The organism is Metabacillus litoralis (assembly GCF_007994985.1).
Classification (GTDB): domain Bacteria; phylum Bacillota; class Bacilli; order Bacillales; family Bacillaceae; genus Metabacillus; species Metabacillus litoralis.
Map to the genome: position 1 here is coordinate 162,050 of NZ_VOQF01000003.1, position 19,182 is coordinate 181,231.

Consider the following 19,182-nt stretch of genomic DNA (forward strand, 5'->3'; position numbering starts at 1 on the left):
CTGACAAAGGGGATCCCTTGAGTCAGTCTTCTTTATGCAAGCTTTGGCATCTGTTTTGAATTAGGATCTTTTTCGTTGCCTTTATTGGGCTTAATAAAGAGTAGAACCACCATTACTGCTATCAAGCTGCTTCCAGCAGAAATATAATAAATGAGATGCTCAGATGCTGTCATAAAATAAGAATATGCAGGTGGACCTGCAGCAACACCGATAAATCTCATTGAACTATATATGGAGGTAATTGTTCCTCTTTCTTCCTTTTCAATACCTTCTGTTATCATTGCATCTAAACTTGGTAGCGTAGCCCCTATACCTATACCAGTAAAGACTAAAAATGAAATAAGAAAGATAATGGAGTGTTGAATTCTTAACGCTATAAAAGAAATAGCAACAGTTCCCATTCCAACAATCATCACTGTCTTCATTAACTGCTGATTTTGACCTATTTTTTTTCCTGATACAAAAGAGCTTATTGATAATGCTAATAATGGAATCGCAAGTACAAGACCTTTCTGAATACCATCAATTTTGTATTGTTTTTCTAATATATCTGATAAATAAAACAGAACTCCAAATAAAACAAACATTATGATACAGCCTACTGCAAAAATAGAATATAACCATCTACCATTTTTCTTAAAAATATCTTTCACACAGTGAGTAAACTCTTTGAATGATTGTTTTTCCTGTTTCTTTTTCTTGGGTATTTTAACTAATAGAAAAACGAGCAATACACTAATTCCACTAAAAAAAGGAATAAACCAAAATGGCAGGTACCATAAAAAAGAGGCTAGTGCAGCACCAATTATTGGACTTAATACTTTCCCTGCAGTATTTGCCGTTTCAGTTAAACCAAGCCCAGCGCTTATTTCATCATCATTTTTAAACATATCACCTATTAATGGCATCACAACTGGAGCTGCCCCAGCAGAACCTATCCCTTGTAAAATCCGTCCTAATAATATTATAAAAAATGGGTCATCTATCTTCCATGCAGCCCATCCCGATACCGCTCCTCCAATACCTGCAATAATTAAACAAGGAACCATTACAACTTTTCTTCCAAAACGGTCTGATAAATAACCTGCTATTGGAATTAAAATAATTGCAACGATAGAGTAGACCGTGATAATAAGGGAAACTTGAAAAGAGCTGATATCTAATTTTTTTGCTATGAGAGGTAGCACTGGAATTAGCATAGAATTTCCCAAAGTCATAACAAGTGGAACAGATGATAATGCAAGTAAGTCAAGCTTCTTTCCTGATCCCATTTTGTCTTCTCCTTGTCTTATTATTTATTTGATACCAAGTTCATTTTGTGTAATTTCGCCCTAACATATACTGGGATTTAGTAACAAATCTCATTATGTATGACCCTTTACATAAGGCGCCTTTCTAAAAATTAGGGTTCTGTTCACCTCGTTATTCGATAAACAAATGAAAAAAAAGCTTCCACAAAATAAATTGTAGAAGCTTTTTTTCAATACTATTATCTTTTACCTTTTTCATACGGTGTTCCTAAAGCTTTAGGAGAATCTGCTCGCCCAATAAATCCTGTTAGAGCTAAAATTGTTAATACATAGGGTAGAATAAGCAAATAAACCGTTGGAATATCTTTAAGCAATGGTATCGTGCCACCAATAATACTTAAACCTTGTGCTAAGCCAAAGAACAATGCTGCTCCCATTGCTCCAAGTGGATGCCATTTACCAAATATAACAGCAGCAAGAGCCATAAAGCCTTGTCCACTTATTGTTGCATGACTAAAGTCTCTAGCGATAATTGTTGCATAAACTCCACCGCCAATTCCAGCAAAAGCTCCACTTAGAATAACACCTATATACCTCATTTTTGTCACATTAATTCCCATTGTATCAGCAGCCATTGGATGTTCACCGACTGAACGTAGACGAAGACCAAATGGTGTCTTGAATATAACATACCATACAATAAATGCAGCGAATATAGCTATATACGAAGTAATGTAACCTCCAGAGAAGAAGATATCACCAATTATTGGAATATCACTTAAAAAAGGTACATCCATTTTATTAAAGCTAATTGTGATTCGATCTGTTTGTCCTTTTTCATAAATATTCTTCACTAAGAACAATGATAAACCAAGTGCTAAGAAGTTAATAGCAACACCACTAACAACCTGATCAGCTTTAAATGTAATTGAAGCTACGGCATGAAGCAAAGAAAAAACGCCTGCTGCAATCATCGCAGCTAATATAGAAAACCATGGTGTGGCATTTCCTAATATGTCAGCAAACTGCAAGTTAAATATTATACCTACAAAGGCCCCAATAATCATTAAGCCTTCAAGTCCAATATTTACAACACCAGATCTTTCACTAAAAACTCCACCTAGTGCAGTGAAAATAAGTGGTGCTGCAACGAATAATGCAGTGGGAATGATGATCTCTAGAGCTTGTAATATACTCACTTATTTCCCCTCCTTTTTAAAACGAAGTAAAATCCAGCGGATAAAATAGCTAGAAGCTACAAAGAAGATAATAAGCGCAATAATAATCTCAACAAGCTCATTTGGAACACCAGCCTCAGAAGGCATATTTAATGCTCCTACCTTTAAGCCTCCAAATAAAGCTGCTGCTAAAATAATTCCAATAGCTGCATTTCCTCCAATTAAAGCTACTGCTATACCATCAAATCCGATACCAGTAAACCCGCCTTTTACTGAAACATATTCAAAAGTACCTAAACCTTCCATGGCACCTGCTACACCAGCAAAGGCTCCAGAAATAACCATAGATAGAATAATATTACGATTCACGTTCATACCTGAGTAATGAGCTGCATCGTGATTAAATCCTACTGCTCGAAGTTCATACCCTTTTGTTGTTCTTTCGAGTAAAAACCACATAATAAACGCAGCAATTAGTGCAATAAATATACCATAATGCATACGAGAATAATCAGTCATATTTTCGAAGAACTCAGATCGTAATGATGCAGTTGGGAAAATTTTATCTGATTTATCAGCATTATCTGTCATAACATTACGTATTAAAGCATTTGTAACATGCAATGCAATATAGTTCATCATAATTGTGACGATAACTTCATGCACCTTAAATCTTGCTTTTAAAAATCCAGGAATAAATCCCCAGAATGCACCAGCTAAACCAGCAGCAATTATGGCTAATGGAATATGAATGATTGCAGGTAATTCAAATGCAACCCCGACCCATACAGCGGCTAACCACCCAACTATTACTTGTCCTTCTACACCAATATTAAAAAGACCTGTACGAAAAGCAAATGCAACAGCTAAACCTGTTAAAATATAAGGAGTTAATTGTCTAATTGTTTCACCAATATAATATGATTCCCCAAAAATCCCATACCATAATGCACTATATCCTGCTATAGGATTATACCCACTAACAAGCATGATAATTGCACCAAATAATAATCCTAAAAATACAGCAATAACTGGAATTAATAAGTTCATATAACGATTTAGATTCATGATAGCTTACCTTCTTTCTGACGTTTACTACCAGCCATTAAAAGGCCTAGCTCTTGTTCAGTTGTTTCTTTAGGATCTACTATATCTATTATTTCACCTTCGTAAATAACAGCAACACGATCACTAACATTCAAAATCTCATCAAGTTCAAAGGAGATAAGAAGAACCGCTTTTCCATTATCACGTTGTTCAATAAGTCGACTATGAATAAATTCAATTGCTCCAACATCTAATCCTCGAGTAGGCTGAGCAGCTATTAAAAGATCTGGATTACGATCTACTTCACGTCCGATGATTGCTTTTTGCTGATTACCACCAGACAATGCTCTTGCTAAAGTAGATATACTCGGTGTTCTTACATCAAACTCTTTTATAAGTTGTTTTGCTTTCTCATAAATGTTTTTATAATTTAAAACACTTCTTTTAGAAAATGGTTGATGATAATATGTTTGTAGTACCATATTTTCACCAATCGGAAAGTCAAGAACAAGGCCGTGTTTATGACGATCCTGTGGAATATGTCCAACACCCTTTTCTGTTATTTTGCGAGGGTGCATATTCTCTATTTTCTTATCATTTAATTTAATTGAACCTGAATCGACTTTTCTTAATCCTGTAATCGCTTCAATTAGTTCTGTTTGTCCGTTACCATCAACACCAGCAATTCCAACAATTTCACCTGCTCGTACTGACAAATTCAATGATTTCACTTTAAATACTTGACGATTATCCTTTACGTTAAGGTTCTCAATCGTAAGAACATCTTGTTTTGGCTTAGCTACTGTTTTTTCTGTAGTAAAAGAAACTTCTCTTCCTACCATTAACGATGCAAGTTCATTTGGATTTGTCTCTGCTACATTAACTGTCCCTATTCCTTCTCCCTTTCGGATAACAGTTACACGATCACAGACTTCCATTATTTCTTTTAATTTATGTGTAATTAAAATAATTGATTTACCCTCGTTAATCAGTGTTTTAAATATTTGAATTAATTCTTTTATCTCTTGAGGTGTTAACACCGCAGTTGGTTCATCAAAAATTAAAATTTCAGCACCACGGTACAGTGTTTTTAAAATTTCAACCCTTTGCTGCATTCCAACAGAAATATCAGCTATTTTTGCTGTAGGATCAACTGACAGACCATAACGCTCTGAAATCTCTTTTACTTGTTTTTCAGCTTCTTTTAAATTAATTGAACTACCTTTTTTTGGTTCGTTACCTAAAATAATATTTTCTGTTACAGTAAATGTGTTAACAAGCATAAAATGCTGATGAACCATTCCAATACCTAGATCATTAGCAATATTGGGATTGGTAATATCAACTTTCTTTCCTTTAACTTTTATTTCACCTTTTTCAGGTTGATAAAGTCCAAAGAGTACGTTCATTAATGTTGATTTACCTGCCCCATTTTCTCCTAATAGAGCATGAATTTCTCCTTTTTTTACCTGTAACGTTATATTGTCATTTGCTACTATGCCAGGAAATTCTTTACGAATATTTAGCATTTCAATTACATAGTCCAAACATGCTCACTCCTTTATCCTGAACAACATAAATATTAATTTTTTTTGCTTATACCTTGAATAAAAATCAGCAAATTCAAATCTTTCATTACATATGTACTACTAAATTGACTTAGATAAAAGATTTGAATTTATCGATTTTCAGGAATAAGGGCTGACATAATTAACTCCCATCTCTCTAACACTTTTTTATTTCTTTTTTGCAAGAGAGATTTGAGATTTCACTATTTAGTCAGCCCATTCCATTTTAAACTCTTATTTTGTAGGTACTTCAATTTCACCATTAAGAATTTTTTCTTCGTATTCTTTAACTTTTGTTTTAATTTCATCACTTAGATGCTGATCACTCGGAGCGATACCAATAGCACCTTCTTCGATTCCATACTCAATAACTTCGCCACCTGGGAATTCATCAGCTGCAGCTTTTTCAGCTAAATCTTGAACAGCAACGTCAACACGTTTTACCATAGATGTTAAAGTAATGTTAAATTCTTCTCCGTCTTTTGTTTTACCATTACCTTCTTCGTATTGGTCTTTATCAACACCAATTACCCAAAGTTCACGAGTTGGATCTTCAACTTTCAAATCAATTGCTTCTGAAAATACACCATTACCAGTTCCACCTGCTGCATGATAAATAATATCTGCGCCTAAACCGTACATGCTTGAAGCAATTTGCTTACCTTTTGCCGCATCACCAAATGAACCAGCATATTGAATTTCAACTTTTGCATCAGGATTTACTGCTTTAACACCTTCAACAAAACCAACTTCAAATTTCTTAATTAAGTCACCTTCAACTCCACCAACAAAACCAACTTTATCTGTTTTTGTTGTTAAACCAGCTACAACACCTGCTAAGAAAGAACCTTGATGCTCTTTAAATGTAATACTAGCTACATTAGGCTGTTCTACAACACTATCAACAATTGCAAATTTTGTATCTTTTTGTTGTTGAGCAATTTCATCTACAGCGGGTTGAAGTAAATATCCAATTCCATAGATAAGATCAAAATTCTTACGAGCTAACGTATTTAAGTTAGTTGCATAATCTGCATCACTTTGAGATTGAAGATAGTCATATCCACCAGTCCCTTTTTCAAGACCATTAGCATCACCATACGCAGTTAAGCCTTCCCATGCAGATTGGTTGAATGATTTATCATCAACTCCACCTATATCCGTTACCATTGCAACTGAGAAGTTATCTTTTGCTTCACCAGCACCTTCTCCGCCACCAGCTTCTTCCTTCTGATCTCCGCCACCACAACCTGCTAAAAGAGTACCAGCAGCTAGTAATAATGATAATGCTAAACCATGTTTTTTCTTCATCTTTTTAAAGCCCCCTCAATAATTTAAGTATAAGTATTACATTTTACTAAAAAATGATAGTCTATTCGAGAACAACCACCTCCTTGAAGTTATGTAATACTTATTTATATTAGATAACTTTAGGTAAAAAAGCAGAAATATTGGAGATTTTCTCACAATGTTTTATATTTTTTCACATAAAGCTCTGAATAACACAGTAAAATTGATAGTTTTATAAAAAGGTCATCCCTTTTATTCTTAACCTATATTCTCTTTCTTACTACATGGAAACTAAAGTTATCAGCTCTAAAATAATTTAAAGAGTATAAAATTGGTCGATCTTCATCATCGAAATGCATCTGTTTTAGCAATAATAATGATGTTTCAGGGTCACATTCTAAAATAGGAGAAATTTTATCATGGTATCCTATCGGTTCAATATGGGTCACTGCATAGCTTATATAAATACCAGCTTTTTCTTCTAAAACCTTTAATAATGATTCCTGTTCATGTTCAAAAGTATCTGGAAGCAGGTCAGTAGGTATTTTATCAAGACAATAGACTACTGGTTCAGCGTTAGCAGTCCTAACTCTTTCTAGTAAAAAGATATCCTCTTCCTTTTTACACTTAAATCTTTTTACATCATCGTCTGTAGCTCCTATGATTGACGATGAAAGAAAAACGGTTCCAGGAATTGAGTTAGCTTGTTCAATCATACCTGTAACACTATTTAATTGTTCGATACCAGAAGTAAAACGTGGTTTCGCATTCACAAATGTACCGACCCCATGCCTTCTGATGATAACGTTTTCTTCTTCTAATGTTCGAAGTGCTTCTCTTAAAGTAGCTCTACTTACACCTAAACTTTTTGAAAGCTCAAATTCAGAGGGTAATTTCTCTTTTTCTTTGTATGTACCGTTTTCTATATCCTCTTTTATCTTATCAATCACTTGTAGGTACAAGTGCCGATTATCAGATTTTATGGTCATTCATCCACCCCCAATTTATCCGCTAACTATAAGAGATCAGACATCTGATGTTATACACCTTTCTCTAATCGAAATTACTATATCACGTTTTATGCTAGAAATAAATAGAAACTCTTCAAATTTGTCGAAAGAAGAGAAATAAAATATTTAAGTTTGAGGTTATTGTTAAAAAGTTTAATACCATTCTCTAGCATTAGCCAATTCTCTCCATATATTTCATCTAATATTTTACTCTTAATGTCGTAATTTGTCGATTTTAAAATAAATTTAAAATATTAAGATAATTACTATTGTTACTCCTATATAAACTAATACGATAAAAAAATTGCTTTATATTCAAAGTTTCAACTCTTCTAGAGTGATTGTTTTGAAGTAGCACTTTTACTATTGCTGTTTGAGCAAGCTTTTAGATTTTGATTATCTAGTTTAAAGAAAGCAAGTAATAAAAAAAGTGATGGTTATAGTTTAACCATCACTTCCATATTCTCTCCTAATTCACATGTAGCAAGTTCACTATCCATAGATTTTCTGCTTAAGTTCTTGCTATTTAAGAAGTAAGTTCTTCATGTTTTTCCTTTGATATTAGGACGTCACGTGGTTTACTTCCCTCATAGGGACCTACCACACCTCTTTCTTCCATTGCATCTATTAATCTAGCTGCTCTTGTATATCCAACTCGAAATCGACGTTGAAGCATTGATACAGATGCGGTTTGCATATCCACAACAAGTTGTACAGCATCATCATACAAATCATCTGTCACTTCAGTTTTCGTCTCAACAACCTCTGTTGGGATCATTTCCTCCTGATATTGAGCTTTTTGTTGAGCAATAACAAAGTCTACTGCTTGTTCAACTTCTTCGTCTGATAAAAATGCTCCTTGTACCCTAACAGGCTTTGATGCTCCAACAGGTAGAAATAGCATATCACCTCTACCAAGTAGCTTCTCAGCTCCACCCATATCAAGAATTGTTCTTGAATCTGTTTGTGATGATACACTGAACGCGATACGAGACGGAATGTTCGCCTTAATTACACCTGTAATAACATCTACTGATGGACGTTGTGTTGCTATTATCAAATGAATACCAGCGGCACGGGCCATTTGAGATAATCTTGTTATCGAATCTTCCACATCTGAAGAAGCAACCATCATTAGATCTGCAAGCTCGTCCACAATTACTACGATATAAGGAAGTTCCGGCTGTTTTGCTAATTCCTCCTGATTATTTCTTCTAATTATCTCATTATAACCTTCAATATTACGTGTTCCCGTATGTGAAAACAACTCATATCTTCTTTCCATCTCATTAATCACTTTTTTTAGTGCCTGTGATGCTTTCTTAGGATCAGTTACTACAGGTGCTAAAAGATGAGGAATACCATTATAAACATTCAATTCAACCATTTTGGGATCTATCATCATTAATTTCACTTCATGTGGCTTAGCTCTCATTAAAATACTTGTAATGATTCCATTAATACATACACTTTTACCACTTCCAGTAGCACCGGCTACTAACAAATGAGGCATTTTATTTAATTCAGCCAAAACAGCATCACCTGAAATATCTCGACCTAGTCCAATTAAAAGTTTTGCGTCAGGTCGATCATTAGATTTGGATTCTAATACTTCTCTTAAAGAAACCATCGCTACTTCAGAATTAGGAACTTCAATTCCTACTGCTGATTTACCTGGGATAGGTGCCTCAATTCTTATATCCTTTGCAGCTAATGCTAAAGCTAAGTCATCACTTAAATTGACAATTTTACTTACCTTTACACCTACATCAGGATAGACTTCATATTTTGTTACAGCAGGACCTAAATGAACTTGTGTAACTTTTGCTTTCACTCCGAAACTTTGAAATGTTTTTTCTAATTTTCTCGCATTTTCATAGATATTCTTTTTATCTGCCGCTTGAGAATTATGTTTTGGTGCTTTTAATATTTCTATTGATGGCAGCTCATAATCTTTATTTTCTACCTCTACAAATGCCATAGGCTGAAGTACTTCCTGATTTAGATCTTGAGTTTCTTCGGCCACCACACTTTGTGTGTTTGAAGCATTACTTTGAGCTTTATAATCATTATTTGTATCCATTGTATGAATAATCATTTCCTGAGCTGGTTTTTCCGGCTCTGAGCTATCAGAGAAGCTTGAAATAATTGGCTGCAGTTCATCTTCTTCAACTTCATGTTCCATTTCATTTTCTTTCTTTTCTTTTTGTTCAGCTCTTTTCTGTTTTTGTTCTATTCGTTTTTTCTCCCATGCTTCGGGGAGACCCTTCATATCATCGATAAATCCTAGTGTTTGATTTTTAATAAAATTCCCTACGGGTTGAAGTAGTTTGGTAAGTGTACCTTGTAAAGAACGACCAGTAATTAAAATAATTCCTATTACTATTAAAACAACAGCAATAATTCTCGATCCTGCCTCAGCAAATAAATAATATGAAGCTGCAAATAATATTGCACCAAGCATACCACCGCCTAAATCAACCGAACTAGCTTCCCCTCTTACATCCATCCAAAATAGCTCAAGGGTATTTGAAAGGACACTCGGAGAAACAAATGTTCCATTGTGAGAAAGCATTTTAAAAAGGGTTACATGGCTTAATAATAAAAGTGATGCAGTTATACAGAAAATACCTGCCATTTGTCTTGAAAATAAAGGAGGTATTTGTCTTTTCCAAATTAAATATAGTGAGAATAATACAATACCAACTAAAAAGAGCATATACCACTCACCACTAAAAAAACGAAATAGATGGACAAAGGCTGTACCTACAAAACCTAATTTGGATATTGCTATAAGAGCTATTGCTAATATAATTAAACCTGAAAGCTCAAATTTTAATATACGTTTCCAGTCATCCTTCGGTTTTCGTTGTTTTCTCTGTTTTCCTTTTCTTTTTGTCATTTATATCACCTATGTATAGTAATCTGTTTACTATTTTTAAATTTTTTTGCTGCAAGAAAGAAAGCAGCCATAATGGCTGCCTATCTCTTTTAATTCATTATACCATAATTCCCTTGATTGGTAGAAATGGACATTGTAACTTTTTGTCCAGGACATATTGCAGAGTCTAAATAGTGATTAGGATCACTGCTTAATATTCGGACAATTTCAAATTGAGAATTTGTTGTTTCTTGAACAAGAAGTTGTACACCATTCACTTCAACAATCGATTGCTTTTTATATTCTTCTTCTAATGTTGGAAACATGTGTTCACTCGGTACCATTGTGTAAAAGATCATTGTAGCATCGTGTCCTCATCATTAGATTTTTCTAACAAACTATTTAGTTTTTGTATAGCTTGACCTACACCACCGACTTCATCAATTAAACCATATTCAACTGCATCCTTACCAACAACATTTGTCCCAATATCACGTGTAAGATTCCCTTTTGAAAGCATTAGTTCTTTAAATTTCTCGTCAGTAATATTTGAATGCTTTGTAACAAAATTAATAACTCTTTCCTGCATTTTATCAAGATATTCAAATGTTTGAGGAACACCAATAACAAGTCCTGTTAATCTTACTGGATGAATTGTCATTGTAGCTGTTTCAGCAATAAATGAATGGTCACATGATACAGCAATTGGTACACCAATTGAGTGACCTCCACCTAGTACAATTGAAACAGTTGGCTTTGATAAAGATGAAAGCATTTCAGCAATGGCTAAACCAGCTTCAACATCTCCGCCAACAGTATTTAGAATAACTAATAAACCCTCAATATTAGGATTTTGCTCAATAGCAACAATTTGCGGAATAACATGTTCATATTTAGTTGTTTTATTTTGTGGTGGTAGCTGTATATGTCCTTCTATTTGACCTACAATTGTTAAACAATGGATTTTAGAATCACTGCCCATTTGCGGCACATTTGTTTGACCTAACTGTTGAATTTTTTCAACTATTGAGCTTTCCTTACCTTCTTGTTTTTCAGTGCCTTCACCCTGTATGTAACGATCATTATTTTCCACGTAAGCCACCCTTTCATAATCATTCTGTTTCTTAGTATTTACAAGGGTGGCTATTTCATGCAAATGAAAACTTAGAATAGGTAATTGCATGAAATAAAGGCTTAATGTTGATTTCTAGCTGAGAGGAATTGCCTTTTTAAAAATGATGAATGTAGAGCTATTTCATTCTTAGTAAAAAACGAATACATGTAACAAAACTCAACAGAAAAATTTAGTAGAGCGTAAAATAAAAAGACTAACTCAATATAAATAAATGTGAGTTAGCCTATTATTTGTCCAAATAAACCCTTACACTTCCATAATAATTGGAAGAATCATTGGTCTTCTTTTCGTTTTCTCGTAAAGGAACTGATTTAAAGATTCTCTAATATTTAACTTTATCTGTGACCACTCAATAGCTTGTTCACGCATACTTCTTTCCACAACATTAGAAACAACTTTTGTTGCATTTGCAATAAGCTCTTCTGATTCACGGACATAAACAAAGCCTCTTGTAATAATTTCTGGTCCAGAGTTTATTTTCTTACGTTGTTTATCAAGTGTAACAACAACAATCAAAATTCCATCTTGAGATAATAATCGTCGATCTCGTAATACAATGTTTCCTATATCACCAACTCCAAGACCGTCAATTAAAACATTACCAGACGGTACCTTGCCACCTGTATAAACATGGTTACCCTTAAACTCAATAACTTCACCTTTATCAACTAAAAATATATTTTTATCTTCCAATCCAATTTGTTTTGCTAATTTTGCATGTGCTTTCTGCATTTTGAATTCACCATGTATTGGAATAAAATATTTAGGTTTTGTTAAATTAAGCATTATTTTTAATTCTTCCTGATGTCCATGTCCAGATACATGAACTTGCTTCTCACCAAATACAACATTTGCTCCAGCTCTAAATAGTAAGTCTATTGTTCTTGAGAAAACTAACTCATGTCCAGGCATAGGTGTAGCAGCAATTAAAACAGTGTCTCCACTTCGAACATTAACTTGCTTATGAGTTTGTTTCGCCATTCTTGATATAACTGCTAGTGGCTCACCTTTGTTACTAGTTGTTAAAATAGCTATTTCTTTTTGTGGATGCTTGTCTATTTCATTAATAGAGATAAATAATTCATCCTCAACATCAATATATCCTAAGTTAATTGCCAAGTTTAAAATATTTCTCATATTTTTACCAACAACAGCTAATTTTCTGTTATTCTTAACAGCTGCATTAATAACTTGTTGAATTCTATGCAAATTTGAACCGAAAACAGCAACAATCACTCTTCCATCTGCATTGTACATAACATCAGAGATTTCTTCACCAACGAGTGCTTCTGAGCCAGAGTAGCCTGGTTTTTCTGCATTTATACTATCTGATAGTAGACACAGAACACCTTCTTCACCTATTCTAGCAATTTTACCAATATCCATATAATTATCACCAACTGGAGTTTGGTCAAATTTGAAATCACCTGTGTGAACAATTGCGCCCATTGATGTAGAAAAACTAATTCCGACTGAATCAGGAATACTATGGTTTGTTTTGAAAAAAGTTACTTTTGTGCTTGAGAATGATAAAACAGTTTCATTATTTATTTCTTTAACTAAAACAGATTGACTCATACGATTTTCTTTTAATTTCTCACCGACTAATGCTAATGTTAACTTAGTACCGTAAATAGGTACATGGATATGATGTAGCAGATTGAAAATTCCTCCGATACTTTCATCATGTCCATGAGTAAGGAATATACCTTTTACTCGATCTTTATTTTCTTTAAGATACGTGATATCTGGTATGACCATATCAATACCAAGCATTTCATCTCCTGGATACATTAATCCTGAATCTACAACAAAAATATCTGAATTAATTTCCACAACAAACATATTTTTACCGACTTCACCAACACCGCCTAAAGCGATTAATTTAATTTTTTCTGTCTTTTCCATGATTTAATAAATCCTCCCCGCTGAAGTACCCGTTCACCGTCACTTAGAGATATTATAACTGATGAAAGAAATGGAATACAAGGAAATTTTCACCGTATAATATTTTTACTAATTCTCTTATTGAAAGTTTGTTACAAATTAACCTATATACCTGTTAGAAACAGTGAATGTAATGCAAATCACAACAGCAACAGCTTCTACTACTAAAGATTTGCAATAAAACAAAAATAGAGCAACACTTACTACATATCACTAGTTATCCAGAGTCATGAATAACTTGATATCTTGTAAGTGTTGCTCTTATTTTTATAAAACCTTATCTTAAATTTTGATCGATTGTTTCCATTAGTTCTATACGTTCAGCACTTGTTAATGGTAATAATGGTAAACGAACAGATCCTACATCTAATCCTTTAACTTGAAGTGCCGTTTTAACAGGGCCAGGATTAGGAACAGCAAATAATTGCTTCATGATTGGTAGAAGTGTCCGGTGCAGTTTAGAAGCACCAGCATGATCTCCGTTCTCAAATGATGAGATCATTTCTTGCATTTCTTTACCAATTATATGAGATGCTACAGAAACGACACCAGTTCCACCTATAGATAGGACAGGAATTGTTAATCCGTCATCTCCAGAATATAAGTGAAAATCATCACTAGTTTTAGCAATGATGTCTGCCATTGCATCAAGATTACCACTAGCATCTTTAATAGCCTTAACATTAGGTAGTTCTGCAAGACGAACAATCATATCAACCGACATATTTACAACACTACGTCCAGGTATGTTATATAACATAATTGGAAGCTTCGTTGATTCTGCTATAGATTTGAAATGTTGGTACATTCCTTCTTGACTAGGTTTATTATAATAAGGTGTTACAAGCATTATAGCATCTACGCCTGCTTCTTCTGCTTGTTTAGTCAATTTTATTGAAGCTGCAGTGTTATTACTTCCTGTTCCTGCAATTACAGGGATTCTCCCATTTACTTCTTTTACTGTATGTTTAATTAAAGCAATTTTTTCTTCTGTACTTAATGTAGGTGATTCACCTGTTGTTCCTGCTACTACTAACGATTCCGTACCATGGTTAATCAGATAATCAATTAAAGTAGATGTTTTCTGAAAATCAATATTTCCGTTCTTATCGAAGGGAGTTACCATAGCTGTAGAAAGTTTACCAAAATGACACATTACCTTCACTCCTTTTGTTGCAATCTAACTAATTAAAGCTTATGAGAAGCTTTATTTATATTTATAAATCCAATAAAAAACTGATCTACTCTATTTTGATAGATTAAACGCCTCATGTAAAGCATTAACTGATTTTATCATATCTTCTTCTTTTACAAGTACCCAAATTGTTGTATGGCTATCAGCTGATTGAAGAATTTGTATTCCTCTTTCGGATAATGCAGTAACTATTTTTGCTGTAACACCTGGTACACCCATTATCCCTGCGCCTACTGTAGATACTTTTGCACAATGTCTGTTTACAATTGGGTCATAACCTAGGTCCTGTAAAATGTTGATGGCATGATCTGTCTCTTTATCTATTACAGTATAGATAACCGCTTTTGGCGTTATATTAAAGAAATCTACACTAATTCCTTCATTTGCCATCGCTTTAAAAACTTCTGTCTGTACATCATAGTGTCCTTCTTTTGCTTGAACTTTTATTTGGGTAACATTTGATACATGAGCGATACCGGTAATAAGTCGTTCACATACATCACTACCTCTATTAGCAGAAGAATTAGACGTGACAAGTGTTCCTTCTGATTTTGAATAGGTTGATCTTACACGAATAGGCACTTCTGCTTGCATAGCAATTTCAACTGCTCGAGGGTGGATCACCTTTGCACCTTGATAAGCAAGATTAACTATTTCAGTATATGTTACCTTTGAAAGAGGTTTTGCATTTTCCACAATCCTTGGATCTGCTGTCATCACACCTTCAACATCTGTGAAAATGTCAACAAACTCTGCTCCTAATGCTGCTCCTAATGCTGCTGCTGAAGTATCACTTCCACCTCTACCAATTGTTGTTGTATCTCCTTTGATAGAAGCTCCTTGGAATCCAGCTACTACTACAACATCGTGGGATGAGAGTGTTTCTAACAATCTCTCACAATTCATTTCAAGGATTTTTGCATTCGTGTGTTCTTCATTAGTAATAAAACCAGCTTGAGCTCCTGTTAAGGAAGTTGCATTAATGTTTTGTTGATTTAACATACTTGAAAAAACAATAGAGGAAATGACCTCTCCACATGACAGAAGCATATCTTGTTCACGATTCGATATATTTTCTATGCCACCGTATAGAAGATCGTTTAATGTATCAGTTGCATACGGATCTCCTTTACGACCCATTGCTGAAACTACGACAACTACTTTATATCCTTCTCCAAGTGCTTCTTGAATATGATAAAGTGCCATCTGACGACTATCATCATCCCTTACAGAAGTACCACCAAATTTTTGAACTATAATTTTCAAATTAAAACACCTCTACTATAGACGTGAGAGAAGAGAGCCGGAATTACCCCATGCTCTCTTCCAAATAAAGATTAAACTAATTTTAACTTAACCAGACTTTCCGCAATTTGAACAGAATTCCATGCAGCACCTTTTAAAAGATTGTCTGAAACAATCCACATATGGAAACCATTATCACGATCAAGATCTTTACGGATTCTACCAACAAATACATCATTTTTCCCTACGCAATCTGCTGGCATCGGGTATAACTGCTGTGATGGATCATCTTGTAAAGTAATACCGTCAGATTCTTTTAATAGCTGTTTAACCTGTTCTGCAGAAACATTTAAATCATCAATTTCAACATAAACAGACTCAGAATGTCCTGTTTCAACAGGCAAACGAACACAAGTTGCTGCCACATGTAATTGAGACATATCCATAATTTTCTTAGTTTCATTAATCATTTTCATTTCTTCAAAAGTAAAGCCATTGTCTTGGAATTTATCAATTTGTGGAATTGCATTAAAGGCAATTTGATAGTGTTTTTCATCACCTTTTACAGGTAAAATTTCAGGAGAAAATGAATCCCCATTTAAAATAGCCTGTGATTGTTCTCTTAATTCATTTATTGCAGCAGCACCTGCTCCTGACACAGCTTGATAAGTTGATACAATCACTTTACTTAAGCCATATTGTTTACGAAGAGGTTCAAGTGCTACAACCATTTGAATCGTTGAACAATTAGGGTTTGCAATAATTCCATTATGGTTTTTCAATGCTTCTTCATTAACCTCAGGAACAACCAATGGTACATTTTCATCCATACGATATGCACTCGTATTATCTACAACAATTGCGCCACGTTTAACAGCTTCTGGTGCTAGCTCTTTTGACACACTTCCACCTGCGCTAAATAATGCAATTTGAACACCTTCAAAGCTATCAGGTGTTGCTGTTTGAACTGTATATTCTTCATCTCTAAACGTCACTTTCTTACCAGCTGAACGTTCAGAAGAAAGCAATGTTAATTTTGAAATTGGAAAATTACGTTTTTCTAAAGTATTGAGCATTTGTTGCCCAACTGCTCCCGTTGCTCCGACTACTGCTACATGATAACCTCTTGCTTCCATTAAACTCTATCTCCTTCCAGCTATAATTAAACATAAATTATAGCTTCAAATCTTTTACGTATTATTCTATCACATTACTAGTCGTATTGATTGAAAAATTTTTTATAATTTATTTGAATTGTTACATTATTTCTCAAGATCTTTGAATTTCTCTACAACAACTGGTTGAAATTGTTTTCCAGCCATAGCTGCTAACACTGTATCAAGTAATGATTCCATTCTAGCAACCATAGAATTTGGTTTTTTATCAGGCGCATCCTGACCAAATGGAATAAAGTAAATATCTTTAGTTGCCATTAATTTCATTAAATTCACACCATTTAAGCCTAATGCATCATTTGTTGAAATTCCTAACACAACTGGTCGATGAGTTCTTAACGTTGCTTTAGCAGCCATTAACACTGGTGAATCTGTCAAGGCATTTGCAAATTTACTCATGGAATTCCCTGTTAAAGGAGCAATTACCATGCAATCTAGAGGGCGCTTAGGTCCAAGTGGTTCTGCTGATACAATAGAATCAACAACCTCATTGCCTGTTAGCTTTTCAATTTTTTCTACCCATTCACCAGCTTCACCAAAACGTGTTGTCGTATTTTTCATCGTATGTGAAACGACTGGTACAACCTCAGCACCTTCGTCAAGTAGAGATTTGATTTGTGGATATACTTCTTCATACGTACAATGAGAGCCAGTGATTCCAAACCCTATTCTTTTACCTGTAAGTTTCATGAAGAAAACCCCTTTCTATTCTTTTTAACCTCTTCCAAAAGCTGTGTTAAAACATTTGCAACAATCTGCCCTGCTGTTTTTGGTGCAACAATACCAGGTAGACCGGGAGCTAATAATGCTTTAATTCCTCGTTTTTCTGCATAACGAAAATCAGTACCACCTGGCTTAGAAGCCAAATCTACTATTAATGTGTGAGCAGGCATATTAGAAATAACACTAGAAGTTACAACAAGATGTGGAATGGTATTAATACACACATCAATTTCTGAAACATGATCTTCAATATCATTTAGCTGAAATGGTGTAAGACCCATTTCACTAATTCTTGCTAAATGTGCAGTATCTCTTGCCCCTACTTTTACATTAGCTCCTAATGCAGCAAAAGTTCTTGCAACACTCATTCCAACCCTTCCAAGACCTAATACAGCAATATTTGATCCGTGAATTGTAATATCAGTGTGTTGAATGACCATCATAATTGTTCCTTCAACAGTAGGAATAGAATTGTAGATTGCTACATCATCACGTTTAAACAATTGAATTAATTTTCTATTTGTATTTTCAACAAGACTATTTAGATAATCATTCGTAATACCAGAATAGATAACACAATGATCTGGTGTTCTTTTTAGTAGATCTTCACTAAATTTAATTTCAATATTGGAAAAAACAGTATCTATAATCCCTTCTTTATCCGTCCCAGGGATTGGTAGAATAATCGCATCTATTTCTTCAAATTGAACATCTTCAATTTTTACTTTTGTAGCACCTGTAAATCCATGATCTAATTGATCAAAGCCTATCAGGGATAGTTTTGCCTCTAATTCCGTTAATTTCCGGATAACTTCTAGCTGACGGGCATCACCACCGATTACAGCTATATTCAATCCTGTTAACATAATAAAATTTCACCTTCTTTTTTGGCAATGTTATCTATATAGATTTTTTAAGCTATCAGGATAACTTACTTCAACATTCTATGTAGGTAATCTATTATAGGTGAATGAACTGAAGGAATTTTGAGATGTGTTTTATAAAGAGGTTTGTTGATTTTTTATACCTCTTTTTCAGAAACTTTAGAATTTGAAATTCAAGATGCACAGTAAACATGTGCGTTTAGGCTCCTGAACTAAGCTTTTGAAGATCAGTAAGTGGATTGCTGATGGCCTTATTAATAGAAAACAATCACATGTAACAAAAATACACTATGACGTTTATAGGAAAAAAGTAGAAGATCATAAAAAAACGACTAGCTTTTGCTAATCGCTTTTTTAATATTAGGAATCAATCTTTTCAATTTGTTCATTAGGGATATCTAAGATAATCATGTCAGTTCCAATTTTTTTTATGTGTTGCCAAGGAACTCTTATTTCATTTCCTTGCTTTCTTAATCCAAACCATTTTAATGAAGGAATAATAAGAGTTGTTATTTGCCCCGTTTGTTCATTAATTTCAAGATCAGTTTGACCTAATACCCCTAAACGCTCAGCACGTTTTACATCCACAATTTCTTTTCCACTTAATTCACTTAACCTCATGTCCATTCCCCCTTACTACTATCATATCGTTAC

Annotated in this window: 16 protein-coding genes; all 16 read right to left on the minus strand. The window is 34.1% G+C overall.

Going from position 1 to position 19,182, the window contains the following annotated elements:
- Nucleotides 1–32: 32 nt before the first annotated feature.
- Complete coding sequence (gene bcbE, locus FS935_RS05815; RefSeq protein ID WP_146946639.1) at nucleotides 33–1,271, minus strand: bacillibactin exporter BcbE; 1,239 nt, start codon at nucleotides 1,269–1,271, stop codon at nucleotides 33–35.
- Nucleotides 1,272–1,489: 218 nt separating this feature from the next.
- Nucleotides 1,490–2,443 carry an ABC transporter permease gene (locus tag FS935_RS05820; protein ID WP_439116625.1) on the minus strand — a complete coding sequence of 318 codons (954 nt, stop codon included), beginning with the start codon at nucleotides 2,441–2,443 and terminating at the stop codon, nucleotides 1,490–1,492.
- Between the two features lie 6 nt (nucleotides 2,444–2,449).
- Complete coding sequence (locus FS935_RS05825) at nucleotides 2,450–3,496, minus strand: ABC transporter permease (protein WP_146946641.1); 1,047 nt, start codon at nucleotides 3,494–3,496, stop codon at nucleotides 2,450–2,452.
- Nucleotides 3,493–5,022, minus strand: a complete 1,530-nt coding sequence (locus FS935_RS05830) for an ABC transporter ATP-binding protein (protein WP_146946642.1) — start codon at nucleotides 5,020–5,022, stop codon at nucleotides 3,493–3,495. Before FS935_RS05830 ends, FS935_RS05825 begins: the two co-directional genes overlap by 4 nt.
- A 255-nt stretch (nucleotides 5,023–5,277) precedes the next feature.
- On the minus strand, nucleotides 5,278–6,354 hold the full coding sequence (locus FS935_RS05835) for a BMP family lipoprotein (RefSeq protein WP_146946643.1): 1,077 nt from the start codon (nucleotides 6,352–6,354) through the stop codon (nucleotides 5,278–5,280).
- A 242-nt stretch (nucleotides 6,355–6,596) separates the two neighbouring features.
- On the minus strand, nucleotides 6,597–7,322 hold the full coding sequence (locus tag FS935_RS05840) for a GntR family transcriptional regulator (RefSeq protein ID WP_146946644.1): 726 nt from the start codon (nucleotides 7,320–7,322) through the stop codon (nucleotides 6,597–6,599).
- A 547-nt stretch (nucleotides 7,323–7,869) separates the two neighbouring features.
- Nucleotides 7,870–10,245, minus strand: coding sequence for a DNA translocase FtsK (locus FS935_RS05845; protein ID WP_146946645.1), 2,376 nt, complete (start codon nucleotides 10,243–10,245; stop codon nucleotides 7,870–7,872).
- A gap of 89 nt (nucleotides 10,246–10,334) precedes the next feature.
- The gene (locus tag FS935_RS05850; RefSeq protein WP_146946646.1) at nucleotides 10,335–10,583 is read right to left on the minus strand and encodes a YlzJ-like family protein; all 249 of its coding nucleotides are present in this window, start codon (nucleotides 10,581–10,583) and stop codon (nucleotides 10,335–10,337) included.
- The gene (locus FS935_RS05855) at nucleotides 10,580–11,317 is read right to left on the minus strand and encodes a ClpP family protease (protein WP_240050831.1); all 738 of its coding nucleotides are present in this window, start codon (nucleotides 11,315–11,317) and stop codon (nucleotides 10,580–10,582) included. Before FS935_RS05855 ends, FS935_RS05850 begins: the two co-directional genes overlap by 4 nt.
- 288 nt (nucleotides 11,318–11,605) lie before the next feature.
- Complete coding sequence (locus tag FS935_RS05860; RefSeq protein ID WP_146946648.1) at nucleotides 11,606–13,267, minus strand: ribonuclease J; 1,662 nt, start codon at nucleotides 13,265–13,267, stop codon at nucleotides 11,606–11,608.
- A gap of 316 nt (nucleotides 13,268–13,583) precedes the next feature.
- Nucleotides 13,584–14,462 (minus strand): 4-hydroxy-tetrahydrodipicolinate synthase, encoded by an 879-nt coding sequence (gene dapA, locus FS935_RS05865; RefSeq protein ID WP_146946649.1) that lies wholly within the window; start codon nucleotides 14,460–14,462, stop codon nucleotides 13,584–13,586.
- Nucleotides 14,463–14,552: 90 nt separating this feature from the next.
- Nucleotides 14,553–15,767: an aspartate kinase gene (dapG, locus tag FS935_RS05870; protein WP_146946650.1), complete on the minus strand. Its 1,215-nt coding sequence runs from the start codon at nucleotides 15,765–15,767 to the stop codon at nucleotides 14,553–14,555.
- A gap of 71 nt (nucleotides 15,768–15,838) precedes the next feature.
- The gene (gene asd / locus FS935_RS05875) at nucleotides 15,839–16,882 is read right to left on the minus strand and encodes an aspartate-semialdehyde dehydrogenase (protein WP_146946651.1); all 1,044 of its coding nucleotides are present in this window, start codon (nucleotides 16,880–16,882) and stop codon (nucleotides 15,839–15,841) included.
- Between the two features lie 126 nt (nucleotides 16,883–17,008).
- On the minus strand, nucleotides 17,009–17,611 hold the full coding sequence (locus FS935_RS05880; RefSeq protein ID WP_146946652.1) for a dipicolinate synthase subunit B: 603 nt from the start codon (nucleotides 17,609–17,611) through the stop codon (nucleotides 17,009–17,011).
- Entirely contained in the window at nucleotides 17,608–18,510 is a 903-nt protein-coding gene (dpaA, locus tag FS935_RS05885; protein ID WP_146946653.1) for a dipicolinic acid synthetase subunit A, read from the minus strand. Before dpaA ends, FS935_RS05880 begins: the two co-directional genes overlap by 4 nt.
- Nucleotides 18,511–18,888: 378 nt before the next feature.
- Nucleotides 18,889–19,149: a YlmC/YmxH family sporulation protein gene (locus FS935_RS05890; RefSeq protein WP_146946654.1), complete on the minus strand. Its 261-nt coding sequence runs from the start codon at nucleotides 19,147–19,149 to the stop codon at nucleotides 18,889–18,891.
- Between the last annotated feature and the right edge of the window lie 33 nt (nucleotides 19,150–19,182).

Coding starts and splice junctions, on each gene's coding strand:
- bcbE (WP_146946639.1), bottom strand. CDS start 1,271: ATGGGATCAGGAAAGAAGCTTGACTTACTTGCATTATCATCTGTTCCA.
- FS935_RS05825 (WP_146946641.1), bottom strand. CDS start 3,496: ATGAATCTAAATCGTTATATGAACTTATTAATTCCAGTTATTGCTGTA.
- FS935_RS05835 (WP_146946643.1), bottom strand. CDS start 6,354: ATGAAGAAAAAACATGGTTTAGCATTATCATTATTACTAGCTGCTGGT.
- FS935_RS05840 (WP_146946644.1), bottom strand. CDS start 7,322: ATGACCATAAAATCTGATAATCGGCACTTGTACCTACAAGTGATTGAT.
- FS935_RS05845 (WP_146946645.1), bottom strand. CDS start 10,245: ATGACAAAAAGAAAAGGAAAACAGAGAAAACAACGAAAACCGAAGGAT.
- FS935_RS05850 (WP_146946646.1), bottom strand. CDS start 10,583: ATGATCTTTTACACAATGGTACCGAGTGAACACATGTTTCCAACATTA.
- FS935_RS05860 (WP_146946648.1), bottom strand. CDS start 13,267: ATGGAAAAGACAGAAAAAATTAAATTAATCGCTTTAGGCGGTGTTGGT.
- dapA (WP_146946649.1), bottom strand. CDS start 14,462: ATGTGTCATTTTGGTAAACTTTCTACAGCTATGGTAACTCCCTTCGAT.
- asd (WP_146946651.1), bottom strand. CDS start 16,882: ATGGAAGCAAGAGGTTATCATGTAGCAGTAGTCGGAGCAACGGGAGCA.
- FS935_RS05880 (WP_146946652.1), bottom strand. CDS start 17,611: ATGAAACTTACAGGTAAAAGAATAGGGTTTGGAATCACTGGCTCTCAT.
- dpaA (WP_146946653.1), bottom strand. CDS start 18,510: ATGTTAACAGGATTGAATATAGCTGTAATCGGTGGTGATGCCCGTCAG.
- FS935_RS05890 (WP_146946654.1), bottom strand. CDS start 19,149: ATGAGGTTAAGTGAATTAAGTGGAAAAGAAATTGTGGATGTAAAACGT.